The sequence below is a fragment of the Actinomadura sp. 7K534 genome, assembly GCF_004348575.1.
GTDB classification, from domain to species: domain Bacteria; phylum Actinomycetota; class Actinomycetes; order Streptosporangiales; family Streptosporangiaceae; genus Spirillospora; species Spirillospora livida.
Genome location: NZ_SMKB01000135.1, coordinates 1 through 19,734, shown reverse-complemented (window position 1 = coordinate 19,734; position 19,734 = coordinate 1). Strand labels below are relative to the sequence as shown.

The following is a 19,734-nucleotide window of genomic DNA, read 5'->3' as shown; positions in this document are numbered from 1 at the left end:
GCCCCGCTGCGCGGGGGACCGGCCCCCTCCCCGACCTGAACGCCGCGGCATCCTCCGGGAAACCCGGTGACCGGCTGAACGATCCTCCTCGCCGGGCTCCCGTCCCGAAGCCGGACCGGGCCTCGGCGGGTCTTTGCGGTGCGGGATGAGTTTTCGCGATGAGTTCCGCGGTGTCCGATGGTCGTACCGTCGAACGCGTTACCGGGAGGGACTCAGATGCGCAGTGTGACCTATTCAATGGCCGTGTCGCTGGACGGCTACGTCATCGGGCCGGACGGCGGCTTCCAGTGGGCGGAGCCCGACGAGGAGGTCTTCCGCTTCGCCACCGACGAGGTCCGGGACGTCGGCGTCCACCTGATGGGACGACGGCTGTACGAAACGATGCTCTACTGGGAGACCGCCGAACAGGACCCGAAGACCAGTGATCTGGAGCGCGAGTTCATCGCCGTCTGGAACCCGCTCCCGAAGGTGGTGTTCTCCAACTCGCTGTCGGCGGTGCGGGGCAACGCGCGCCTGGCCTCCGGCGGCCTGGCGGAGGAGATCGAGCGGCTGCGGGCCGAGCCGGGCGAGGGGAACATCGCGATCGGCGGCGCGACACTCGCCGCCGAGGCCGCCGCGCTGGACCTGATCGACGAGTACCGGGCCAGGGTCTGCCCGGTACTCGTCGGCGGCGGCACTCCGTTCTTCCCCCGGCACGAGCGGCACGTGGATCTCGAACTCGTCGAGACCCGCACCTTCGCCTCGAAGGTCGTCTTCCTCCACTACCGCGTGGCGCGTTAGCCGCCTAGTCCCGCGGGTCAGCGGCCAGGAAGGACGTGATCACGGGGGCGACCTGGTCCGCGGGCGCGGCGTGGTCTTGGCCTTCCAGCAACGTGTACTCGCCGTTCGGCAGCAGGGCGGTCAGGCGCGTCGCGGCGTCGCGGAAGAAGGGCGGGCTGGCGCTGCCCGCGATCAGCAGGGTCGGGACGGTGATGGCGCGGGCCAGGTCTTCCGGGATCGCGCCGCCCCGGGCGGTGTCGCCCATGACCTCGAAGTCGTAGGGCATCGTCGGGGCTACCGCCTGCATGTCCGGGTCGGCGGCCATCCCTTCGGCCATTTCCGGGGGCATGCCCGACGCGGCCAGGAAGAGCTTGATCGCATCGGCCCGGCGGTCGTCCTTGAGGGCCGCCTGGACGTTCTCGGCCAGCTCCCGCGCGGTTCGCCTCTCGTCCTCGTCGTCGGAGCCGTAGGGCGGCTCGTGCAGGACCAGCCTGGTGATCGGCCAGCCCGCGGCGGCCGCTTCCAGGGCGAGGCCCGCGCCGGAGGAGTGGCCGTAGACCGCGGCCGAGCCGCCGGCCTCGGTGATCAGTGCGGCCAGGTCCTCGATCTCCCGCCGCACGGCGTACGGGGGCGTGTCGTCGCTCTCGCCGCGGCCGCGCCGGTCGTAGTTGAGCACCGTGAAGCGTTCGGCGAGCCGCCCGGCCAGTTCCCGCGTGGCGGGGCGGGCGCAGAACATGCCGCCGATGAGGACGACCGCCGGGCCCCCGCCCAGGCGGTCGTAGGCGATGCGGGTCCCGTCCGCCGAGGTCGCGAAGTCGGTCATGCGCACTCCTTTCGTCGTCGGGTACGGACCGGGCGGCCGGTGAGAACTCATCGGGGCCCGCCCTGGACAAACGCGTAACACGATGGTTACATGTTTTTCGTGGACGTCTTCGATGCCGTGGCGGATCCGGTGCGGCGGCGGATCGTGGTGCTGCTCGGTGACGGGCCGCGGACCGCCGGGGCGCTGGCGGCCGCGTTCCCGGAGATCAGCCGGCCCGCCGTGAGCCGGCACCTGCGGGTGCTGCGCGAGGCGGGGCTGGTCGAGGCAGAGCTGGTGGGCCGGGAGCGGCACTACCGGGTCGAGCACGGTCCGCTGCGGGAGATCGAGCGCTGGCTCGCCACCGCGCGGCGGCGGGCGTGGGACCAGCGCCTCGACGCACTGGAGACAGAGGTCCACCGCACGCGACGCGACCGCGCGCGTGGCCCGGGCGAAGAGCCCATGGACGCGAGGAGTACGGGATGACGCCCACACCGACCGGCAGGCTGATCGCCGCGGCGACCGGCACGGACCTGGAGATGACGCGCGAGTTCAAGGCACCGATCGAGGACGTCTGGGCGAGCATCACCGAGCCCGAGCGGACGGCCCGCTGGTTCGCCCACTGGACGGGTGAGGGCAAGCCCGGCGCCAAAGTGCGGCTCACGCTCGTCATGGAGGAGGGGCAGCCGGAGAGCGACATGACGATCATCGCCTGCGAACCGCCGCGCAGGCTGGAGGTCGAGGCGGTCGACGAGTACGGGCGGTGGCACCTGGAGGCGCGCCTGGCGGAGGCCGGGGGCGTGACCACCCTGACCTTCCTGCACCACCTCGACCCGGACACCGACGTGTCCACCACCGGGCCCGGATGGGAGTACTACCTGGACCGGCTCGTCTCCTCGATGACGGGCGCGCCGGTGGCGGACTTCGACGCCTACTACCCGGGGCAGGTCGAGTACTACAAGGGCCTTTCCGCGAGCTGACCCTCGTCCGGGCGATGAATTCCTCTGGGATTGCGAGTCTGCCTGACCGCACCTACATCACCTGGAGGAATCCATGACGACCAGCGGAACCCTTCGCGTGCCGGACGCGCGGCTGCACTTCGAGGTCCGCGGCCGGGGCCCGCTCGTGGCGCTCGTGGGCGCGCCGATGGGCGCGGCGGCGTTCGAGCCGCTCGCCGACCTGCTCGCGAGCGACCACACCGTCCTGACGACCGACCCCCGGGGCATCGGCCGCAGCCCGGTCGACGACCCTGAGCAGGACTCGACGCCGCCGCTGCGCGCCGACGACCTGTCGCGCCTCATCACGGAGGTGGACGCCGGACCGGCCGTGGTCCTCGGCTCCAGCGGCGGCGCCTGCACCGCCCTCGCGTTCGCGCAGGCCCACCCCGGCCAGGCCCGCCTGGTCATCGCGCACGAACCGCCGCTGGACGAGCTGCTGGACGACCGCGACGCCCTCTACAAGGCGACGGACGAGATGATCGCCACCTACCTGAGCGGCGACGTGATGGGCGCGTGGCGCGCGTTCATGGCGCTGAGCGACATCCACCTGCCGGACGGGGCGCTGGAGCACATGTTCGGCGGGGACCGCGACCCGCAGGACGTCGCCGACGAGCGCCGCTGGTTCGAGCACGAGCTGCGCGAGACCGTCCACTGGAAGCCCGACCTCGCCGCCCTGCGCGCGGTCGCGTCCCGCATCGTGGTCGGCATCGGCGAGGACTCCGCGGGCGAGCTGTGCGACCGCGCCTCCCGGGCGCTCGCCGGGGAGCTCGGCATCGAGCCGACGCTGTTCCCCGGCGGCCACACCGGCTTCGCCGACGCCCCGGAGTTCTTCGCCGTCCACCTCCGGAAGGTCCTCGCCGCGTCCTCCTGAATCTCCCGGCAGCCGGAGGTCGGAGGGCCGGGCCGGGGACGACGACCGGACGCCTCTATCGGGGGGCGGTGTCACGGCGGCGTGCGGGTAATGACACACTTACTGAAGTTTGTCTCATGGAGGTGTCAATGCCCGCGACGATCCAGCCGCCCGAGAGCGTCACCTGGCGCGTCCACCTCGACCGCACCATGTGGGTCGGCGGGGTGCGCAGCCTGATGCTGCAAGCACTGCATCCGATGGCGATGTGGGGCGTCTGGCAGAACTCCAACTTCCGTGAGGACCCCTTCGGCCGGCTGCAGCGGACCTCCGACTTCGTCGGCCTGGGGACGTTCGGCAGCCCCGAGGAGGTGGAGCAGGCGGCCTACCGGGTCCGGGAGATCCACCGGAGCCTGCGCATCCTCAACCACGACACCGGCAAGAGGGAACGGCTCGACCAGCCCGAACTGCTGCTCTGGGTGCACTGCGCCGAGGTGTACTCGTACCTGGAGGTCGCGCGCCGGGCGGGCCTGCCGCTCACCGGCGCCATGGCCGACCGCTACCTGGCGGAGCAGCGCAGGTCGGCCGAGCTCGTCGGCCTGCACGCCGAGGACGTCCCCGGCACCGTCGCCGACATGGAGGCGTACTTCGCGGAGATGCGGCCCCGGCTGCGGGTCACGGAGGAGGCGGCGGAGACCGTCCGGTTCCTGATGTGGCCGACGATGCCGGAGAACCTGAAGTTCCTGGCGCCCGGCAAGCCGGGCTACTTCCCGTTCGGCGCGCTCTGCTACTACGCGCTGCCCGACTGGGCCCGCGCGATGTACGGGGCGCTGCCCGAGGTGCCGCAGCCGGCGGTGACGGCGGCGCTCAGGTCGTTCCGCCTGGCGATGAACGCGGTGCCGGAGCGGCTGCACGACCACGCCTTCGCCAAGCCCACCCGGGACATGCTCGAACGCACCCGGCAGCGGCTCGCCGCCGAGGGCTACGACGTGAGCCGGGGCCTGTTCGGCCTGCGCGACCCGCGGCGCTGGCCGGCCGGGAAGACCCTCACCCCCGCGTAGGCGTCGACCGCCTAGGCGTCGACCTGGCCCTCGTCGTCGGCGGGCAGGGCCGCCCAGGGCTCCTTGCGCGGGGCGGCCTCCTGCCCTTCGGGGCAGTGGCGGGCGAAGTCGCACCAGGAGCACAGGTTGCCCGTGCGCGGCGGGAACAGCTCGTCGTACGGGGCGTGGTCGACGGCGGCCGGGCGGGCGTCCCCCACCCGAGGTTTAGGCACGGCCCCCGTCATGGCGCGACCCTCTGTGGGGGGACGACCCCCCACACCCCCCGCCAAAGCGCGGTAGCCCTCGTCGGCATCGGCGGCCTCGGAGGCGATCTGCTCGGCGCGGCGGATGTGCCGGCTCAGGGACTCGTCGGTGTGGTCCCAGGCCGCGACCTCGCCGGACGGCAGGTGGTGCAGCTCGACGCGGTGGCAGGGGCGGCGCAGCACGCGGGACGCGGCGACGGCGTAGATGGCGAGGGCGAGGGACCCGCGGGCGTCGTCGGACGTGGGGACGCGGCGTCCCGTCTTGTAGTCGACGACGGCGAGTTCGGAGCCGCGGGCGTCGAGCCGGTCGATGCGGCCCGACACGGCGATGCGGTCGGTGCGGGTCGCGACCGTCCGCTCGACGCCGACCGGCTCGTCGGACGGGTCGAGGCCAGCCGCGTACCGCTCGGTCATCTCGCGGGCCCGGTCCCGCCACCGCGCGGACTGCGCGTCGTCGCGGAACCCGTCCGTCAGCCAGCCGCGGACGAGCAGGCTCCCCGCGGCCTCCGGGGTGCGGCCGCCGGGCGGCAGCCGCCACCAGCCCGCCAGGGCGTTGTGGACGCTCGCGCCGACGCTGTTGTGCGCCCACGGCGGGCCCTTCGGCGGCATCGGACGGTCGAGGTACGTCATCCGGTACCGGCGCGGGCAGTCGAGCCAGGTGTTCAGCCTCGACGGCGTGCACGTGTACAGCCGCCGGGGCATGCCGTCGAAGCCGAGCTGCTCGGCGCTCAACGAGGCCGTCAGTCCTCGTCCTGAGCGAGCGCGCCCCACGACTCCCAGCGGGAGTCCTCTTCGCCGACGGTGGTCTCCTCGCCCTGGGCGGGCAGGACCTTCAGGTCCTTGGGGAGCGGGGTGAGCAGCGCGCCGATGGAGTTGAGCTGCTTGCGCAGGTCCTCGTAGACGCCGCCGATGGAGCCGGGGCGGCCGCGGTGCAGCGTGTCGCCGGAGAACAGGACGCCGAGCTGCTCGCTGATCACGCAGACGCTGCCGGGGGTGTGGCCCGGGGTGTGCACGATCTCCAGCTGGGCGTCGGCGATCTCGAAGACGCCGCCGTCCTCCAGCCAGATGTCGGGTTCGAGGGAGCGCAGGGCCTTGGCGTCGTCCTCGTCGTCCTCCTCCTTGGCGAGGCGGCCGAAGTAGTCGCGCCACAGCAGCCGGTCGCCGCGGTGCAGCGCGATCGGGGCCCAGTTCTCCTCGTCCTCCTCACCGGCGGCGGCGACCTCGAGGACCACGTTGAGGTGGTGCTCGTTGCCGTCGCTGAGCAGGACGGCCATGACCTCGCGGTCACCGACCTCCTTGAGGATGGCCTCGGCGTCGTGCGCCGGATCGATCACGATGACCTCGTCGTCGTCACCGATGATGTAGGTGTTGTTCTCGACGTCGTACTCGGTGTCGTCGAGGGAGAGCCGCCCCGACGTCACGACCTGTTCGATGCGCGCGTCCACCCTCCGAAGCCTATCGTGCTTCGCGTCACGTTTCGGGCAGTCGGAGATCATCACGGACGGCGCCCGCCAGCAGCCGCTCGTAGTCGGCGGGCGCGGTCGTCTCGGCGCCGAGGCGGTCGCCGGTGAGGTCCCCGTGGTCGTCGCTGGAGCCGGTCACCGCGAGGTCCAGGGCGGACGCGAGGTCGCGCAGGTGAGCGCGGTCCTCGGGGGCGTGGTCGGGGTGGTCGGCCTCGACCCCGGCGAGCCCGGCGGCGGCGAGCCTCTCGACCGCCTCGTCGGCGACGACGTACCCGCGGCGCCGCGCCCTCGGGTGGGCCAGCACGCACACTCCCCCGGCCGCGCGGACGAGCCCGATCGCCCGCTCCGGTTCGAGCGCGTACCGCTCGGCGTAGGCGCGGCCGCCCTGCGCGATCCAGCGCGGGGTGAACGCCTCGTCGGTGTCGCGGATCGCGCCCGCCGCGACCATGGCCCGCGCGATGTGCGGCCGCCCGACCGCCTCTCCCCTGGCCAGGGAGCGGACCATGTCCCAGGTGACGGCCACGCCGAGCTCGCGGAGCCGGTCGACCATGGCCCGCGCCCTGATCACCCGGTCGTCGCGGATCCGGGCGAGTTCGGCGGCCAGGTCCGGGGCGTCCGGGTCGAACAGGTAGCCGAGCATGTGGAGGCTGCGGCCGTCCTGCCGGCACGACAGCTCGATGCCCGGGACGAGCGTCAGCCCATCGGGCAGCGCCCCCGCGGCCTCGTCCCAGCCGGCGACGGTGTCGTGGTCGGTGAGCGCCAGGACGTCGAGGCCGTTCGCCCGCGCCCGCCGGACGACCTCCGCGGGCGGCCGGGTGCCGTCGGACGCGTCGCTGTGGCTGTGCAGATCGATCCGCATGCCCCGTTCATACCAGCGTCAGTCGTCGAGCCGCGGGCTGTAGGCGCCGTAGGGGAGGTCGAGTTCCATCCCCGGCTCGCGCAGATCGAGCAGCGTCTGGCGCTCCAGCAGGAGCACCCCGGCATCGGCGGGCCAGAGCACGACCCAGAGCCAGTGGCCCATCGCCTCTCCCACGAACACGGCGCGGTCGGCCCGGCCGTTGACCGTCCACATCGGCACGGAATGCCCGCAGGTCGCCGCGGGGCCGCTGACGTCGAGCTTCACGTGCGGCGGCCCGTCGAACACCTCGCCCGGGTCGGAGCCGTCGAGGCCCGCGTAGTGGGCGCCGAGGCCGATGCCCGGCTCCTCGGCGATCAGCACCATGTCGGCGGGGCCGGCGAGCAGCCCCGGCCCGGACACGGCCACCGCCGTCGCCCGCGCGCCGCTGCGGTCGTCCCCGACCGTGGCGAAGCCCGTGACGAGCCAGCCCAGCGGAAGGGGCCAGGGCGTCCAGACGGGGACGCGGGCGTCGCGCAGCACGGCGGCCAGCCCGTCCGGGCCGGGTCGCTTGGACGGCTGCCTCGGGAGGACGACGCCGTGCACGCCGCAACTCCAGTCGCTGGACCAGAGGCCCGGCGCATGCAGAGGACCCGCGCAGCGCGGGCAGGTGGGCTCCGCCCTCATGACTACCCACCCTGCGCGGCATCTTCCCGGCCCGTCAAGGCCGGACGGGTCGCCGCGTGGAAAAGGGGGAACAAAATGAGGTCATGCGTGTGCGTTGTGTCGGCGGGATCGTGCAGGACGGCGACGGGCGGCTGCTCCTGGTGAAGCGGGCGCGCCCGCCGGGCGAGGGCCTGTGGTCGATCCCGGGCGGGCGGGTCGAGCCCGGCGAGGACGATGCGGCCGCGCTCGTGCGGGAGCTGAAGGAGGAGACCGGGCTGGACGTCGTGGTCGGCGCGCTGGCCGGGACGGTGGAGCGCCCGGGTCCCGGCGGCGTCACCTACGAGATCCACGACTACGCCGCGACGGTGGCGGGTGGAACCCTCCGCGCCGGGGACGACGCGGCCGAGGCCCGTTGGATCGCTCCGGACGCGCTGGGGGACCTCCCCGTCGTGCCCGGCCTGCTCGACGCGCTCGTGCTGTGGGGCCTGCTGTGAGACCCGGGCCGTGACGCGGCTATGAGACGTGCGCGGGGCTGACGTCAGCGGTCACCGGGGCGTCGTCCTCCGCGGGGGTCGAGCTGACGGTCTGGACGCGCAAGCGCCGCGCCAGCCGGACGGCCACGGCCGCGAACAGGACCATCGGCACGATGTCGGCCACGACGACCTCCCACGGAACGTCGCCCTGCACGATGTCCAGTTCCCCCACGGCGGCGGAGAACATGAACGCCAGCAGGTTGTTGAACACGTGGAGGGCGATGGCCGCCTCCAGCCCGCCCGTGCGCACCGTCACCCACGCCGCGATGGCGCCGAAGGCGAAGATGTCGAGGATCCCCCAGCCCGTGTAGCCGTGCCCGGCCGTGAACAGGGCGGAACCGACGACGATGCCGGGCCAGGGCGTGCGGAACACGACGCTGAGCGCCCGCCCGACCTTCCGCTTGGCGTTCTCCAGCGTGCATGCGCCCAGGGCCTGCAGGATCCAGCCGCGGAAGACGTACTCCTCCGCCGCGGCCTGGAACGGCACCAGGAGGAGAATGACGACCGCCGGGACGAGGAACTGCCCCCACCCGACCCACTCCTCGTCACCGCCGGACGGCTCGTCCATGGCCATCTCCGCCAGGAGCGACGTCCCGAACGTCACGATGCAGAACCCGACCGCGAGGCCGCAGCAGACCAGCAGCCACTTCCAGCGCAGCCGGCCCGCGACCGACGAGAGCGTGCCGGGCGCGCGCCGCTGGATGCCCCACGCCGCGAAGAACGCCACCGGCAGGAACACCGCGAGCATGGCCAGGTTGATCGCCAGGTCGGCGGTGTCGTTCTCGAACACCGTGGCGTTCGTGCCGGTCGTGTCGGGCAGCTCCCCGGTCACCGCCCAGGCGATGACCGTCCCGACGATCATGAGCCCCATCACCAGGCCGATGCCGATGACGAGGATCGTCAGCGAGCCGACCAGGGGACGCCACCAGCGGTGCGCCTCGTTCCGTGCCAGGTGGTGGAACGGGCTGCCGGCCGGTGCCTTGACCGTCCAGGACGTCTTGACGGGCTGCATCCCGTAGCCCGGGTACCCCTGCGGATACGGAGCCTGCCCGTAGGCGCCCTGCCAGTAGGGATCCTGGGCGGGCTGCCCGTACGTCGGGTCCCACCCCGGCGGCTGCGCCGGGGCGCCCGGCCAGTACGGCGTCCCCGCGGTGTAGGGCTGCGCCTGCCCGGGATCGGGCGGCCCGGGTGCGGGCGGCCCGGGTGCGGGCGGCCCGGGTGCGGGCGGCCCGGGTGCGGGCGGCCGCTCCTCCCCGGGGCGCGGGTCCGCGGGCCGCTCGCCGGACATGCCGGGGTCCAGCGGGGTCCAGCCGTCGGCTTCCCCTGGTTCTGACACGTTCGGCCCTCCCGAAGCCCTTACATCCGTGGACGAATCGTACGGGCGGTCAGTTCCCCCGGGGGTCGAAACGCTTCGTGCGCGCCAGCCCGGCCGCGCGGCCCTTGGCGGCGACGACCAGGGCCATCTTCCGGGACGCCTCGTCGATCATCTCGTCGCCGAGGACGGCGGCGCCGCGGCCCTCCACCGTGACGTAGTGGTCGTAGGCCTCAAGGATCAGCTCGGCGTGGTCGTAGTCCTCCTGGGACGGGGAGAAAACCGCGTTCCCGGCCTCGATCTGGGACGGGTGCAGCACCCACTTCCCGTCGAACCCCAGCGCCGCGGACCGCCGCGCGACCCGCGTGAACGCCTCCACGTCGCGGACGTTGAAGTAGGGCCCGTCGATGGCCTGCAGGTCGTTGGCGCGGGCGGCGACCAGGATCCGCATCAGGATGTAGTGGTAGGCGTCGCCCTCGGTGTAGCCGGGCGGCTGCTCCCCCACGACGAGCGTGCCCATGTTGAGCGACGCCATGAGGTCGCCGGGCCCGAGGACGAGCGTCTCCAGCCGCGGCGAGGACGCCGCGATCGCGTCGATGCCGGCGAGGCCCCGGGCGTCCTCGATCTGCGCCTCGATGCCGATCCGGCCGACCGGCAGGTCCGTCGCCCGCTCGATCTGGGTGAGGAGCCGGTCGAGCCACTGGACGTAGGAGGCGTCCCGCACCTTCGGCAGCATGATCGCGTCGAGGTCGGCGCCGGCGCCCTCCACGACCTCGATCACGTCCCGGTACGCCCAGTGGGTGTCCAGGTCGTTGACGCGCACCACCCGCGTCTTGCCGGACCAGTCGCCCTCGTTGAGCGCCGCGACGACCGTCCCGCGGGCGTCCTCCTTCGCGGACGGCGCGACGGCGTCCTCCAGGTCGAGGAAGATCTCGTCCGCGGGGAGCCCCTGCGCCTTCTCGATGAAGCGGGCGTTGCTGCCGGGGACCGCGAGCGTGGTACGACGTGAGCGCATGGCCCCGGATGCTATCCACCGGTGTGAGACCCTTCTGACATGGGTGACGGGCATGGCTGAGCTGAACCGGGCGCTCGTCGAGGAGGCGGCCAAGAAGTCGGACCTGCTGTGGCTGGACCTCCCCGGCCTGCGGCAGCCGAGGGCGGCCTGGCACGTGTGGCACGACGGCTCCGCCTACGTGCTGACCGGCGGGGAGGGCGAGCAGCCCCTGCCCGGCCTCCCGGAGTCCGCGCAGGTCACGGTGATCCTGCGCAGCAAGGACAAGGGCGGCCGGCTGGTCTCGTTCGTCGCCGACGCCGAGCCGGTCGAGCCGGGCACCGAGCTCTGGGACGCCGTCGCGCCGCTGCTCGCCAAGGCCCGGCTGAACGCGGCGTCCCACGAGGGCCAGGTGGAGCGCTGGGCGACCGAGTCGTGGATCATCCGGCTGACCCCCGCGCTGCCGGTCACCGAGTCCACCGACGACTACGCGGCCGTCCGCCCCGTCCCGACGCCCGCGACGACCGCGGGCGCCCCGCCCCGCCTCTTCGGCGGCAAGCGCCGCCAGGTCGACCGCTAGCGCGTCACGCCGGGAGCCGGCGGCCTTCGGCCACCGCGCGGAGCTTGTCGGGGTTGGCGACCAGGTGCACGGCCCGGACCCGGCCGTCGCCGTCGACCTCGGCGGTGACGGTGCTGATCGGGCCGTCGGGGCCGTCCACGATGAGGGCCGGTTCGCCGTTGAGGTGGACGCGCCGCACCCGCATGTCGGCGGGGTCGACGCCCGCGTAGGGCTGGCCGTTGATCCCGGTGAGCCAGCGGCCGACCTTCTCCGCGCCGCGGATGACGCGCCGCGCCGCCCGGACCTTGCCGCCGCCGTCCGTCCACAGCGCCACGTCCGGGGCGAGGGCCTCCATGAGCCGGTTGATGTCGCCGCCGAGGACCGCGTCGAAGAACCGCTCGGTGACCTTGCGCCGCTCGCCGCCGCCCGCCTCGAAGCGGGTGCGCCGCGCCTCGACGTGCCTGCGCGCGCGGGTGCCGAGCTGCCGCACGGACGCCTCCGACCGGTCGAGCGCGCCGGCGATCTCCGCGTACGGGTAGCCGAACACCTCCTTGAGGACGAACACGGCCCGTTCGAGGGGGCTCAGCGTCTCCAGCACGACGAGCATCGCCATCGACACCGATTCGGAGAGCTCGGCGTTGTCGGCGATGTCCGGGGAGGTCAGCATCGGCTCGGGCAGCCACGGCCCGACGTAGGTCTCGCGCCGCGACTGCGCCGAGCGCAGCCGGTCCAGCGCCACGTTGGTGGTGATCCGGACGAGGTACGCCCTGGGTTCGGCGACGTCCGAGCGGTCCTTCGAGGACCAGCGGATCCACGCGTCCTGGACGGCGTCCTCGGCGTCGGCCGCGGTGCCCAGCATCCGGTACGCGACGGCGAACAGCAGGTTGCGGTGTTCCTCGAAAGGGTCCTCGAACTCGTCCCTCATGGTTCCACCCTTTCATGCGGGGGGACGTTCCCCCCGTGCCAGGGAAACGTGAGATGTCCCTCCCGTGGGCGTCCGATACGTCCGTCCGGTCCCGGATCAGGAAGGAGATCATGGGTAATGTCCTCGCCATGAGCGGAGCTCCATCACGGGTCTTCATCGCCCGGCTCGCGGGCGTCGCGGTGTTCGACCCGGCCGGTGACCAGGTCGGCAGGGTCCGGGACGTGGTGGTGGCGCTGCGGCTCGCACCGAGCCCGCCGCGGGTGCTGGGCCTGGTGGTGGAGGTCGCCTCGCGGCGGACCGTGTTCCTGCCGATCACGCGGGTGACGGTCATCGAGGCGGACGCGATCGTGTTCGACGGGCGGCTGAACGTGCGGCGGTTCAGCAAGCGCGAGTCGGAGACGCTGGCCATCGCCGAGCTGCTGGACCGCACGGTCCGCTTCCGGGACGGCGGCGAACCCGTCTCGGTCGTCGACGTGGCGATGGAGCCGACCCGCACCAGGGACTGGATCATCGGCAAGGTGGCCGTCCGGCGGCGGAGGGGCCGCGGGCTCCGCAAGCGCGGCGAGACCATCGTCGTGGACTGGGACGCCGTGGAGGGCTTCTCCGCCGTCGAGCACGGGCAGGGCGCCGCGGCGCTGATCGCCGCGTTCGAGGGGATGAAGCCCGCCGACCTGGCGAACGTCGTCCACGAGCTGCCGGAGAAGCGGCGGACCGAGGTCGCCGTGGCGCTTGACGACGAGCGGCTCGCGGACGTCCTGGAGGAGCTGCCCGAGGACGACCAGGTCGAGATCCTCGGCAAGCTCGGCGTGAACCGGGCCGCCCGCGTCCTGGAGGCCATGGGCCCCGACGACGCCGCCGACCTGCTCGGGGACCTGCCGACCGAGCAGCGGGAGCAGCTGCTGACGCTGATGGAGCCGCGGGAGGCGGCGCCCGTCCGGCGGCTGCTGACCTACGAGGACTACTCGGCCGGCGGCCTGATGACGACCGACCCGGTGATCGTCGCGCCGGACGCGACGGTCGCCGAGGCGCTCGCGCTGATCCGGCGGCCCGACCTGAACCCGGCGCTGGCCGCGCAGGTGTACGTGTGCCGGCCGCCGACCGCGACGCCGACCGGGCAGTACCTGGGGACGGTCCACTTCCAGAAGCTCCTCCGGGAGCCGCCGCCGACGCTCGTCGCCGGGATCGTGGACACCGAGCTCGACCAGCTGCGGCCCACGATGTCGCTGGAGGCCGTCGCGATGTTCCTTGCCACCTACAACCTCGTCGCGGGCGCCGTCGTGGACGAGAACGGCCACCTGCTCGGCGCGGTGACCATCGACGACGTCCTCGACCATCTGCTGCCGCTGGACTGGCGGGAGTCGCTGATGGACGCCGGCGCGGAGGAGTCGGCGGATCCCGAGGAAGAGGCTCTCCGGGGGAAGATGTGATGACGACACGGCAGATGACCGCCCGCCTGGACCAGCCGCGGGAGGTCCGCCGGACCTTCGTGCCGCACTACGACCCGGAGTCCTTCGGGCGGCTGTCCGAGCGGATCGCGCGGTTCCTCGGGACGGCCAGGTTCCTCGTCTACCTGACCGTGTTCATCACGGTGTGGATGGCGTGGAACATGCTCGCGCCCTCGTCCCTGCGGTTCGACCCGTACCCGTTCATCTTCCTGACGCTGATCCTGTCGATCCAGGCGTCCTACGCGGCGCCGCTGATCCTGCTCGCGCAGAACCGGCAGGACGACCGGGACCGCGTCCAGTACGAGCAGGACCGGTCGCGGAGCGAGCGCACCATCGCCGACACCGAGTACCTGACGCGGGAGATCGCCGGGCTGCGGGTGGCGCTGAGCGAGGTCGTCACCCGCGACTTCCTGCGCTCGGAACTCCAGCAGGTCATGAAGGAGCTGGACGCCAAGGACAGCGCCGCCTAGTCGGCGAGCTTGGCCAGGATCTCCTGCAGTGCGCGCAGATCGGGCTCGTCCAGGCGGCTCAGCACGTAGTCCCGGACGCCCTGCCGGTAGGTGGGGGTGGCCTCGTCGAGCCTGGCCCGCCCGGCGGCCGTCAGGTCCGCGTACAGGCCGCGCGCGTCGCTCGGGCACGTCTGCCGGGTGACCAGCCCCTCCCGCTCCAGCCGGTCGACGAGCCGGGTCAGGCCGCTGCGGGACAGCAGGACGCGGTCGGCGAGGTCGTTCATGCGGAGCCGCCCGGCCTCGCCGAGGTGCATGAGCACCTCGTAGGAGCCGACCGCGAGGTCGTGGCGGGCCAGCAGATCGGCTTGCACACGGCGGGAGATGCGCGCCTGGGCTCGGAGCATCGTGCGCCAGACGAGCAATTCGGCGGACGAGACGGTGCTGGTGGTCACGCACCGATGTTACGGCGGCGCGAGGGGACTGTGAGGACGGCCACCCGGATACCTCGGTTTTGCTTCGGGTTCGTACCATGGACCCATGGCCTCCCAGTTGACGACCGAGCAGGTGACCGCGGCGCTTGCAACCGTGAACGATCCTGAGATCCGCAAGCCCATCACCGAGCTCGACATGGTCAAGAGCGTCGACATCGGCGCGGACGGCGCCGTCCGCGTCGGCGTCTACCTGACCGTGGCCGGATGTCCGATGAAGGACACCATCACCAAGAACGTCACGGAGGCCGTCTCCAAACTCGAAGGCGTCGCCTCGGTGCACGTCGAGCTCGACGTGATGAGCGAGGAGCAGCGCAAGGACCTGCAGACCAAGCTGCGCGGCGGCGAGCCCGCCAAGGAGATCCCGTTCGCCCGGCCCGGCTCGCTGACCAAGGTCTACGCGGTCGCGAGCGGCAAGGGCGGCGTCGGCAAGTCGTCGGTGACGGTCAACCTGGCCGCCGCGCTCGCCGCGCAGGGCCGCAAGGTCGGCGTCGTGGACGCCGACATCTACGGCCACTCCGTCCCGCGCATGCTCGGCGTCGAGACCTCGCCCACCAAGGTCCAGGACATGATCATGCCGCCGTCGTCGCACGGCGTGAAGGTCATCTCGGTGGGCATGTTCACCGCCGGGAACCAGCCGGTCGTGTGGCGCGGCCCGATGCTGCACCGCGCGCTCCAGCAGTTCCTCGCGGACGTCTACTGGGGCGACCTCGACATCCTCCTGATGGACCTCCCGCCCGGCACCGGCGACATCGCGATCTCCGTCGCGCAGCTGCTGCCGTCCGCGGAGATCCTGGTCGTCACCACCCCGCAGCAGGCGGCCGCGGAGGTCGCCGAACGCGCCGGCGCGATCGCCGCGCAGACCCACCAGCAGGTCGTCGGCGTCATCGAGAACATGTCGTACCTGTCCTGCCCGCACTGCGGCGAGCGCCAGTACATCTTCGGCGAGGGCGGCGGCCAGACGGTGGCGGACGCCCTGACGAAGACCCTGGGCACCCGCGTCCCCCTCCTGGGCCAGGTCCAGATCGACCCCCGCCTCCGCGAGGGCGGCGACCATGGCGACCCCCTGGTCCTCTCCGACCCGGACGCCGGCGCAGCCAAGGAACTCCGCACGATCGCCGACACCCTGGCGGGCCGAAGCCGGGGCCTAGCAGGCATGTCCCTAGGCATCTCCCCGAAGAAGAGGTAGGTCTGCCAGCCCAGGGGGGCGACCCCCTGGAACCCCCTGCCGCACACGGCGGTCGCACACCCGCGGCACCAGTCCGATCCCGCAACACGCGGGCACCCACGTCTGACAATGCTGACTACACACGTGGCTGCCCGCGTGTGTGAGGGACTTGGAGTGGGACCCGCAGGTGCGAGTCCGACGTACATGATCGCCCACGGGTCGTGCGGCTGGAGGGAGTGCAGCGAGCGGAAGTCGCACGACCCGCCGAGCCGGGCGACCGCAGCGACACCCACACGTCCCGCACGGTCAAGCCAGCCCGCAACGGTGGCGTGAGGATCGACCGGCTCGCGACGGGGGGATTGGGGGGTCGCCCCCCCGAATTAAGTAGCCTCGACGTCGAACGGGGGGCGTTCGCCGTGGTCGAGGCGGTCGTCGGGGGCCTTGGCGTAGGAGAGTTCGTCGTCGAAGACTCCGCCCTTGCTGTTCAGGGGGGTGTCGTCGTCCTCCAGGAGGTGTTTGCGGACGAACGTCTTCGGGTTGAGGTCGTTGATGTCGAAGTCTTTGAACTCGGGGCCGAGGCCCTCCTGCAGGTCCGCCTTGGCGTTGTTGGCCATCTGGCGGAACTGGCGCAGCATGCGGCCCGCCTGGCCGGCGACCTGAGGCAGTTTGTCCCCGAAGATGACCAGGGCGAGCACGGCGAGCATCGCCATCTCACCGACTCCGACGTCGAACAACCCGGCCTCCATGCAGCGAAGGGGACCGGCCCTGCGGCGGACCGGCCCCCCAAGCGTATCCCGAGCCCGGACGAACCGGACCCCCGGCATTTCCCCGGCACGTGGTCGGCCGGAGAACCGTTCGGTTCTGCCTAGTCGGAGCCCAGGGTGACCTCGACGGTGCTTTCCCGGCCGTCGCGCTGGTAGGTGACCGTGATGCGGTCGCCGGGGGCGCGGCTGCGGATCTGCGCGATGAGGTCGGTGGCGTCCTCGATGGGCTTGTCGTCGATGCGGGTGATCACGTCACCGGGCTTGAGGCCGGCCTTGTCGGCGGGGCCGTTCCGGGTCACCGGCTCCTGCCCGTTGACGGCCTCCGGCATGATCCGCGCGCCGCCCTCCTGGTAGCGGGGGTCGGGGAGGACGCCGAGCTTGGCCTGCCGGACGCTGCCGTTGCGGATGATCTCCTCGGCGACCCGCTTGCCCTGGTTGATGGGGATCGCGAAGCCGAGGCCGATGCTGCCGCTCTGCTGCTCGCCGAGGCCCGACCCGCCGCCGAGGGTGGCGATGGCGGTGTTGATGCCGATCACGCGGCCCTTGGCGTCCACGAGCGGTCCGCCGGAGTTGCCCGGGTTGATCGCCGCGTCCGTCTGGATGGCGTTGAGGAAGGACGCGTCGCCGCCTTCGCCGCGGGTGGGCACGGCGCGGTTCAGCGAGCTGACGATGCCGGTGGTGACCGAGCCCTGGAGGCCGAGCGGCGAGCCGATCGCGATCACCGGGTCGCCGACGGCGATCTTGCTGGAGTCGCCGACGGTGAGCGCGGGCAGCGAGTGCGCGCCCTCCGGCTGCAGGACGGCGACGTCCGAGGTGGGGTCGGCGCCCTTGACGGTGGCGGGCAGCGTCTTCTTGTCGTTGAAGACGATCTCGATCGCGCTGCCGCCGGCGCCGGAGACCACGTGGTTGTTCGTGATGATGTAGCCGCCGTTGACGATGAAGCCGGTGCCGCCGACCTCGCCCTGCGACGACTCGACGCGGATCATCACGACGCTCGGCAGGACGCGCTGCGCCACACCGGCGACGGAGTCCGGCGGGCGGGCCTGCACCTCGCCGCCGCTGCTGCCGTTGCCGCCCCCGAGGCTGATCGAGCCGCCGTCGTCGCCGCCGGTGGCGACGACGCCGATCCCGGCGCCGAGCGCCCCGGCCACCAGCGCGACGATCACCGCGATGACGGCGAGGAGCCCGAGGCCCGGGCCGCTCCGCGAGGAGGACGGCGGGGCGGGGACCGGCGCCCAGTTCGGGCCGCCGCCGGGCGGTGTCCCGTAGCCGGCCATGGGGCGGGGGCCGCCGCCGGGCGGCGGGCCCATCGGCGCGGGCGGCGGGCCCATGGGCGCGGGCGGCGGGCCCTGCGGGTTCTGGTGCGGCCAGCCGCCGTAGGGCTGCTGCCCGTGCTGGGCGGCCCGCGGGTCCTGGTGATGGGGCACGAAGCCGGGGCGCGGGCGGTCCTCGTCCGCGCCGGGCTTGCCGAGCTGGACCGGCGGCGGGGGCTGCGGCATGTCGCTCGGCGACGCGTCCTGCAGCGGCACCTCCTGCGGCCCCATGTCGGCGGCCGGCCCGGGCCGGGACAGGACGTCCTCGCTGGTGTCCGGCGGCCCGTACGACGAGTCCGGCGGCGCGAACCCGCCCGCCACGAGGCGGTCGCCGGGCTCGGGCTCGTCGGCGTCGCCGGTCGCGCCCTCCGCGGCACCGGTCTCGGCGCGCGCCTCGGGTTCGGGGTCGTCCGCAGGCTGCTCCTGGGGGATCTCCCGGTCGGTCACCGTCTCGGGCGGAGCCGCCGCCTCCCGCCGCTCAGGTTCCTGGCCGGGGACGACGCCGTCGTCCTCCGCCGGTGCCCTGACCGGCCCGCGGTTGTCTTCCGTCATCCCCATCTCTCCTACCGAGCATGGTCCTGTTCATCCGTGCTCATCGTGCCCGCAACGGCATGTGAGGAGCATAAGACCTTCTGTCGATACGCTCGCCCATAAGTGATCATCTCGTTCAGTCGAACGGGTTGGCCGCGGCGGTGAGCCTGCGGGCGCCGCGCGACAGCCGCGACCAGAAGGGGTCGGCCTCCCTGGGCAGGTGCGCCGCGACCGCCACGGCCGTGCTCTGCGGGGCGTCGGTCAGCACCGTGACCACGTAGCCGTCGTCCGCCGAGACGGCCCAGTGCCGCAGCGAACCGGCGCGGTACACCGTCCGGCCGCGATTGACGGTCTTCTGCCAGCCGTCCATGGCCGCCTCGTCCAGCCTGCCGGGCTGGACGAACACCGAGACGGCGGCGAGGCCGTCGGAGTAGCTGAGGTGGACGGTGCCGCCGCCCGCGTCGCGGCGGGCGTCGTGGAGGGTGAGCCGCCCCGGCAGGTCGTCGGGGACGGGCCAGCCGAGGTCGCGCAGCCCGTCGAGGTCGGCACGGTCCAGTTCGTCGCCCCACAGGGCGGTGGCCTCCTCGCCGCCGGACCGGGTCCCGCCGCGCCCGGGGAACCGCGCGAGCCCGTTGCGGGGGCCGTCGAGCACCGCGGGCTCCGGCGGCGGCTCGGTGAAGCTGATCTCGGTGAAGCCGGTCATCACGACGGCGCGCCCGGTGGCGTCGATCAGCTCGCGGTGCAGCATCAGCCCGGTCTCGGCATCGATCCAGAACCGCCCGGCGGGGCTGCCGTCGGCGCGGCGGGCCTCGACGACGCGGGCGCGCCTGCCGCAGACGGCGGAGTCCTCGGCGCGGACCACCGAGTAGTTGCGGGTCAGCAGGGCGAGCGTCTCCGGGGTGAAGCCGGTGGTGTCCCCGGCGGCGGACTCGGGCCGGTAGCCCCGCTGGGCGGTCCCGGACCGGTAGCGGATGCCGTCGCCGGGGGTGTGGGCGACCGACACCCGGGACGTCATGGAGCGGCTGCGGCTCGCCGTCGTGAGGAACCGCCTGCCCTGGTACGGGACGCGGCTCGCGGCGTCGGCGGCGGCGCGCAGCAGCGCCACGGCGCGCGGGTCGCTGCGGACGTCCCGCGCCGCGGCGGGTTCGCCCGCGAGCGCCGCGGCCAGCGCGAGGGCCCCCGCGAGCCCGCAGGCGAGCACGGAGCGGCGCCGTCCCCGGCCGAGCACGGCCCTCGCGCTCACGGCCCCGGAGCGACCGGGACCCGCGAGGACGGGTCGGTGAGCGGGTCGGTCAGCGGCGCGTCGCCGGCGGTCAGCGCGTGCTCGACGGCGAAGCGGTCGAAGGCGGGCGTGACGCTCGGCGCCTCCTGCCGCCCGCCGGCGGCGTAGGACGCGGTGCCGAGCCCGATGAACAGGGTGGCGGCGCCGAGGACGAGGTAGCGGCGCCGCGGCTGGGCGGGCAGGACGGCCGCGTGCCCGGGGCGGCCGCCGTGCGCACGCGCGGCGGGCCGGGCCCGCACGGGACGGGCGGACGGCCGGACCGGCCGGGCGGAGTGCCGCGCGGGCGGGCCGGGCGGTGCGGGCG

At 73.3% G+C, this 19,734-nt stretch carries 22 protein-coding genes and 1 pseudogene; 10 read left to right on the top strand and 13 right to left on the bottom strand.

Features of this window, described 5'->3' with window-relative positions; translation table 11 throughout:
* The first annotated feature begins 216 nt into the window (after positions 1-216).
* On the top strand, positions 217-780 hold the full coding sequence (locus tag E1266_RS23840; protein ID WP_132050538.1) for a dihydrofolate reductase family protein: 564 nt from the start codon (positions 217-219) through the stop codon (positions 778-780).
* Positions 781-784: 4 nt separating this feature from the next.
* Here E1266_RS23840 and E1266_RS23835 read toward each other — a convergent pair whose 3' ends face one another.
* Positions 785-1,582, bottom strand: coding sequence for an alpha/beta hydrolase (locus E1266_RS23835; protein ID WP_132050536.1), 798 nt, complete (start codon positions 1,580-1,582; stop codon positions 785-787).
* A 99-nt stretch (positions 1,583-1,681) separates the two neighbouring features.
* Here E1266_RS23835 and E1266_RS23830 point away from each other — a divergent pair, with 99 nt between their 5' ends.
* From E1266_RS23830 to E1266_RS23815, 4 genes are all read left to right on the top strand, one after another.
* Positions 1,682-2,044, top strand: coding sequence for a metalloregulator ArsR/SmtB family transcription factor (locus E1266_RS23830; RefSeq protein ID WP_243718775.1), 363 nt, complete (start codon positions 1,682-1,684; stop codon positions 2,042-2,044).
* Complete coding sequence (locus tag E1266_RS23825) at positions 2,041-2,538, top strand: SRPBCC family protein (protein WP_132050532.1); 498 nt, start codon at positions 2,041-2,043, stop codon at positions 2,536-2,538. The genes E1266_RS23830 and E1266_RS23825 overlap by 4 nt, the downstream gene beginning before the upstream one ends.
* Before the next feature lie 73 nt (positions 2,539-2,611).
* A complete protein-coding gene (locus E1266_RS23820) occupies positions 2,612-3,427 on the top strand; it encodes an alpha/beta hydrolase (RefSeq protein ID WP_132050530.1) in 816 nt (271 codons plus the stop codon).
* 128 nt (positions 3,428-3,555) lie between these two features.
* Positions 3,556-4,464 (top strand): oxygenase MpaB family protein, encoded by a 909-nt coding sequence (locus tag E1266_RS23815; protein ID WP_132050528.1) that lies wholly within the window; start codon positions 3,556-3,558, stop codon positions 4,462-4,464.
* An 11-nt stretch (positions 4,465-4,475) separates the two neighbouring features.
* Here the strand turns inward: E1266_RS23815 and E1266_RS23810 are convergent, their stop codons facing one another.
* From E1266_RS23810 to E1266_RS23795, 4 genes are read right to left on the bottom strand one after another with little or no spacing between them, the layout of a single operon-like run.
* Positions 4,476-5,438: a PD-(D/E)XK nuclease family protein gene (locus E1266_RS23810; RefSeq protein WP_243718773.1), complete on the bottom strand. Its 963-nt coding sequence runs from the start codon at positions 5,436-5,438 to the stop codon at positions 4,476-4,478.
* An 8-nt stretch (positions 5,439-5,446) separates the two neighbouring features.
* Positions 5,447-6,151 carry an MBL fold metallo-hydrolase gene (locus tag E1266_RS23805; protein ID WP_132050526.1) on the bottom strand — a complete coding sequence of 235 codons (705 nt, stop codon included), beginning with the start codon at positions 6,149-6,151 and terminating at the stop codon, positions 5,447-5,449.
* Between the two features lie 25 nt (positions 6,152-6,176).
* On the bottom strand, positions 6,177-7,028 hold the full coding sequence (locus E1266_RS23800) for a PHP domain-containing protein (protein WP_132050525.1): 852 nt from the start codon (positions 7,026-7,028) through the stop codon (positions 6,177-6,179).
* Between the two features lie 18 nt (positions 7,029-7,046).
* Positions 7,047-7,691, bottom strand: coding sequence for a DUF6758 family protein (locus E1266_RS23795; RefSeq protein ID WP_132050523.1), 645 nt, complete (start codon positions 7,689-7,691; stop codon positions 7,047-7,049).
* 83 nt (positions 7,692-7,774) lie between these two features.
* On the opposite strand from E1266_RS23795, the gene E1266_RS23790 reads away from it, so the two are divergent.
* A complete protein-coding gene (locus E1266_RS23790; RefSeq protein ID WP_132050521.1) occupies positions 7,775-8,164 on the top strand; it encodes an NUDIX domain-containing protein in 390 nt (129 codons plus the stop codon).
* A gap of 19 nt (positions 8,165-8,183) precedes the next feature.
* Here the strand turns inward: E1266_RS23790 and E1266_RS23785 are convergent, their stop codons facing one another.
* Together E1266_RS23785 and E1266_RS23780 are read right to left on the bottom strand one after the other, a co-directional pair.
* Positions 8,184-9,539 (bottom strand): CPBP family intramembrane glutamic endopeptidase, encoded by a 1,356-nt coding sequence (locus tag E1266_RS23785; RefSeq protein ID WP_132050519.1) that lies wholly within the window; start codon positions 9,537-9,539, stop codon positions 8,184-8,186.
* 49 nt (positions 9,540-9,588) lie between these two features.
* On the bottom strand, positions 9,589-10,530 hold the full coding sequence (locus E1266_RS23780; protein ID WP_132050517.1) for a CoA ester lyase: 942 nt from the start codon (positions 10,528-10,530) through the stop codon (positions 9,589-9,591).
* 52 nt (positions 10,531-10,582) lie between these two features.
* On the opposite strand from E1266_RS23780, the gene E1266_RS23775 reads away from it, so the two are divergent.
* Positions 10,583-11,086 (top strand): hypothetical protein, encoded by a 504-nt coding sequence (locus E1266_RS23775; protein ID WP_132050515.1) that lies wholly within the window; start codon positions 10,583-10,585, stop codon positions 11,084-11,086.
* A gap of 4 nt (positions 11,087-11,090) precedes the next feature.
* Here the strand turns inward: E1266_RS23775 and E1266_RS23770 are convergent, their stop codons facing one another.
* The gene (locus tag E1266_RS23770) at positions 11,091-11,990 is read right to left on the bottom strand and encodes an RNA polymerase sigma-70 factor (protein ID WP_132050513.1); all 900 of its coding nucleotides are present in this window, start codon (positions 11,988-11,990) and stop codon (positions 11,091-11,093) included.
* Between the two features lie 128 nt (positions 11,991-12,118).
* On the opposite strand from E1266_RS23770, the gene E1266_RS23765 reads away from it, so the two are divergent.
* On the top strand, positions 12,119-13,417 hold the full coding sequence (locus E1266_RS23765) for a CBS domain-containing protein (RefSeq protein ID WP_132050511.1): 1,299 nt from the start codon (positions 12,119-12,121) through the stop codon (positions 13,415-13,417).
* Positions 13,417-13,905 (top strand): DUF1003 domain-containing protein, encoded by a 489-nt coding sequence (locus tag E1266_RS23760; RefSeq protein WP_132050509.1) that lies wholly within the window; start codon positions 13,417-13,419, stop codon positions 13,903-13,905. The genes E1266_RS23765 and E1266_RS23760 overlap by 1 nt, the downstream gene beginning before the upstream one ends.
* Here the strand turns inward: E1266_RS23760 and E1266_RS23755 are convergent.
* Complete coding sequence (locus tag E1266_RS23755; RefSeq protein WP_229808366.1) at positions 13,902-14,336, bottom strand: MarR family transcriptional regulator; 435 nt, start codon at positions 14,334-14,336, stop codon at positions 13,902-13,904. The two genes, E1266_RS23760 and E1266_RS23755, sit on opposite strands and share 4 nt — an antisense overlap.
* An 85-nt stretch (positions 14,337-14,421) precedes the next feature.
* On the opposite strand from E1266_RS23755, the gene E1266_RS23750 reads away from it, so the two are divergent.
* Positions 14,422-15,561, top strand: coding sequence for an Mrp/NBP35 family ATP-binding protein (locus E1266_RS23750; RefSeq protein ID WP_132050507.1), 1,140 nt, complete (start codon positions 14,422-14,424; stop codon positions 15,559-15,561).
* Between the two features lie 359 nt (positions 15,562-15,920).
* Here E1266_RS23750 and E1266_RS23745 read toward each other — a convergent pair whose 3' ends face one another.
* The 4 genes and pseudogenes from E1266_RS23745 to E1266_RS38155 all read right to left on the bottom strand — a co-directional run.
* The gene (locus tag E1266_RS23745) at positions 15,921-16,274 is read right to left on the bottom strand and encodes a sec-independent translocase (RefSeq protein WP_132050540.1); all 354 of its coding nucleotides are present in this window, start codon (positions 16,272-16,274) and stop codon (positions 15,921-15,923) included.
* Positions 16,275-16,405: 131 nt separating this feature from the next.
* Positions 16,406-18,169 carry a trypsin-like peptidase domain-containing protein gene (locus tag E1266_RS23740; RefSeq protein WP_132050505.1) on the bottom strand — a complete coding sequence of 588 codons (1,764 nt, stop codon included), beginning with the start codon at positions 18,167-18,169 and terminating at the stop codon, positions 16,406-16,408.
* Positions 18,170-18,284: 115 nt separating this feature from the next.
* Entirely contained in the window at positions 18,285-19,391 is a 1,107-nt protein-coding gene (locus E1266_RS23735; protein ID WP_132050503.1) for a sigma-E factor regulatory protein RseB domain-containing protein, read from the bottom strand.
* Positions 19,388-19,734 (bottom strand): annotated as a pseudogene (locus E1266_RS38155) (hypothetical protein); the annotation flags it as partial. The gene E1266_RS23735 and the pseudogene E1266_RS38155, both read right to left, overlap by 4 nt.

Excerpts from the sequence above, each read along its gene's own strand:
- E1266_RS23840 (WP_132050538.1), top strand. The coding sequence starts at position 217 with ATGCGCAGTGTGACCTATTCAATGGCCGTGTCGCTGGACGGCTACGTC.
- E1266_RS23835 (WP_132050536.1), bottom strand. The coding sequence starts at position 1,582 with ATGACCGACTTCGCGACCTCGGCGGACGGGACCCGCATCGCCTACGAC.
- E1266_RS23825 (WP_132050532.1), top strand. The coding sequence starts at position 2,041 with ATGACGCCCACACCGACCGGCAGGCTGATCGCCGCGGCGACCGGCACG.
- E1266_RS23820 (WP_132050530.1), top strand. The coding sequence starts at position 2,612 with ATGACGACCAGCGGAACCCTTCGCGTGCCGGACGCGCGGCTGCACTTC.
- E1266_RS23815 (WP_132050528.1), top strand. The coding sequence starts at position 3,556 with ATGCCCGCGACGATCCAGCCGCCCGAGAGCGTCACCTGGCGCGTCCAC.
- E1266_RS23800 (WP_132050525.1), bottom strand. The coding sequence starts at position 7,028 with ATGCGGATCGATCTGCACAGCCACAGCGACGCGTCCGACGGCACCCGG.
- E1266_RS23795 (WP_132050523.1), bottom strand. The coding sequence starts at position 7,691 with ATGAGGGCGGAGCCCACCTGCCCGCGCTGCGCGGGTCCTCTGCATGCG.
- E1266_RS23790 (WP_132050521.1), top strand. The coding sequence starts at position 7,775 with ATGCGTGTGCGTTGTGTCGGCGGGATCGTGCAGGACGGCGACGGGCGG.
- E1266_RS23780 (WP_132050517.1), bottom strand. The coding sequence starts at position 10,530 with ATGCGCTCACGTCGTACCACGCTCGCGGTCCCCGGCAGCAACGCCCGC.
- E1266_RS23775 (WP_132050515.1), top strand. The coding sequence starts at position 10,583 with ATGGCTGAGCTGAACCGGGCGCTCGTCGAGGAGGCGGCCAAGAAGTCG.
- E1266_RS23770 (WP_132050513.1), bottom strand. The coding sequence starts at position 11,990 with ATGAGGGACGAGTTCGAGGACCCTTTCGAGGAACACCGCAACCTGCTG.
- E1266_RS23765 (WP_132050511.1), top strand. The coding sequence starts at position 12,119 with ATGAGCGGAGCTCCATCACGGGTCTTCATCGCCCGGCTCGCGGGCGTC.
- E1266_RS23760 (WP_132050509.1), top strand. The coding sequence starts at position 13,417 with ATGACGACACGGCAGATGACCGCCCGCCTGGACCAGCCGCGGGAGGTC.
- E1266_RS23750 (WP_132050507.1), top strand. The coding sequence starts at position 14,422 with ATGGCCTCCCAGTTGACGACCGAGCAGGTGACCGCGGCGCTTGCAACC.
- E1266_RS23740 (WP_132050505.1), bottom strand. The coding sequence starts at position 18,169 with ATGACGGAAGACAACCGCGGGCCGGTCAGGGCACCGGCGGAGGACGAC.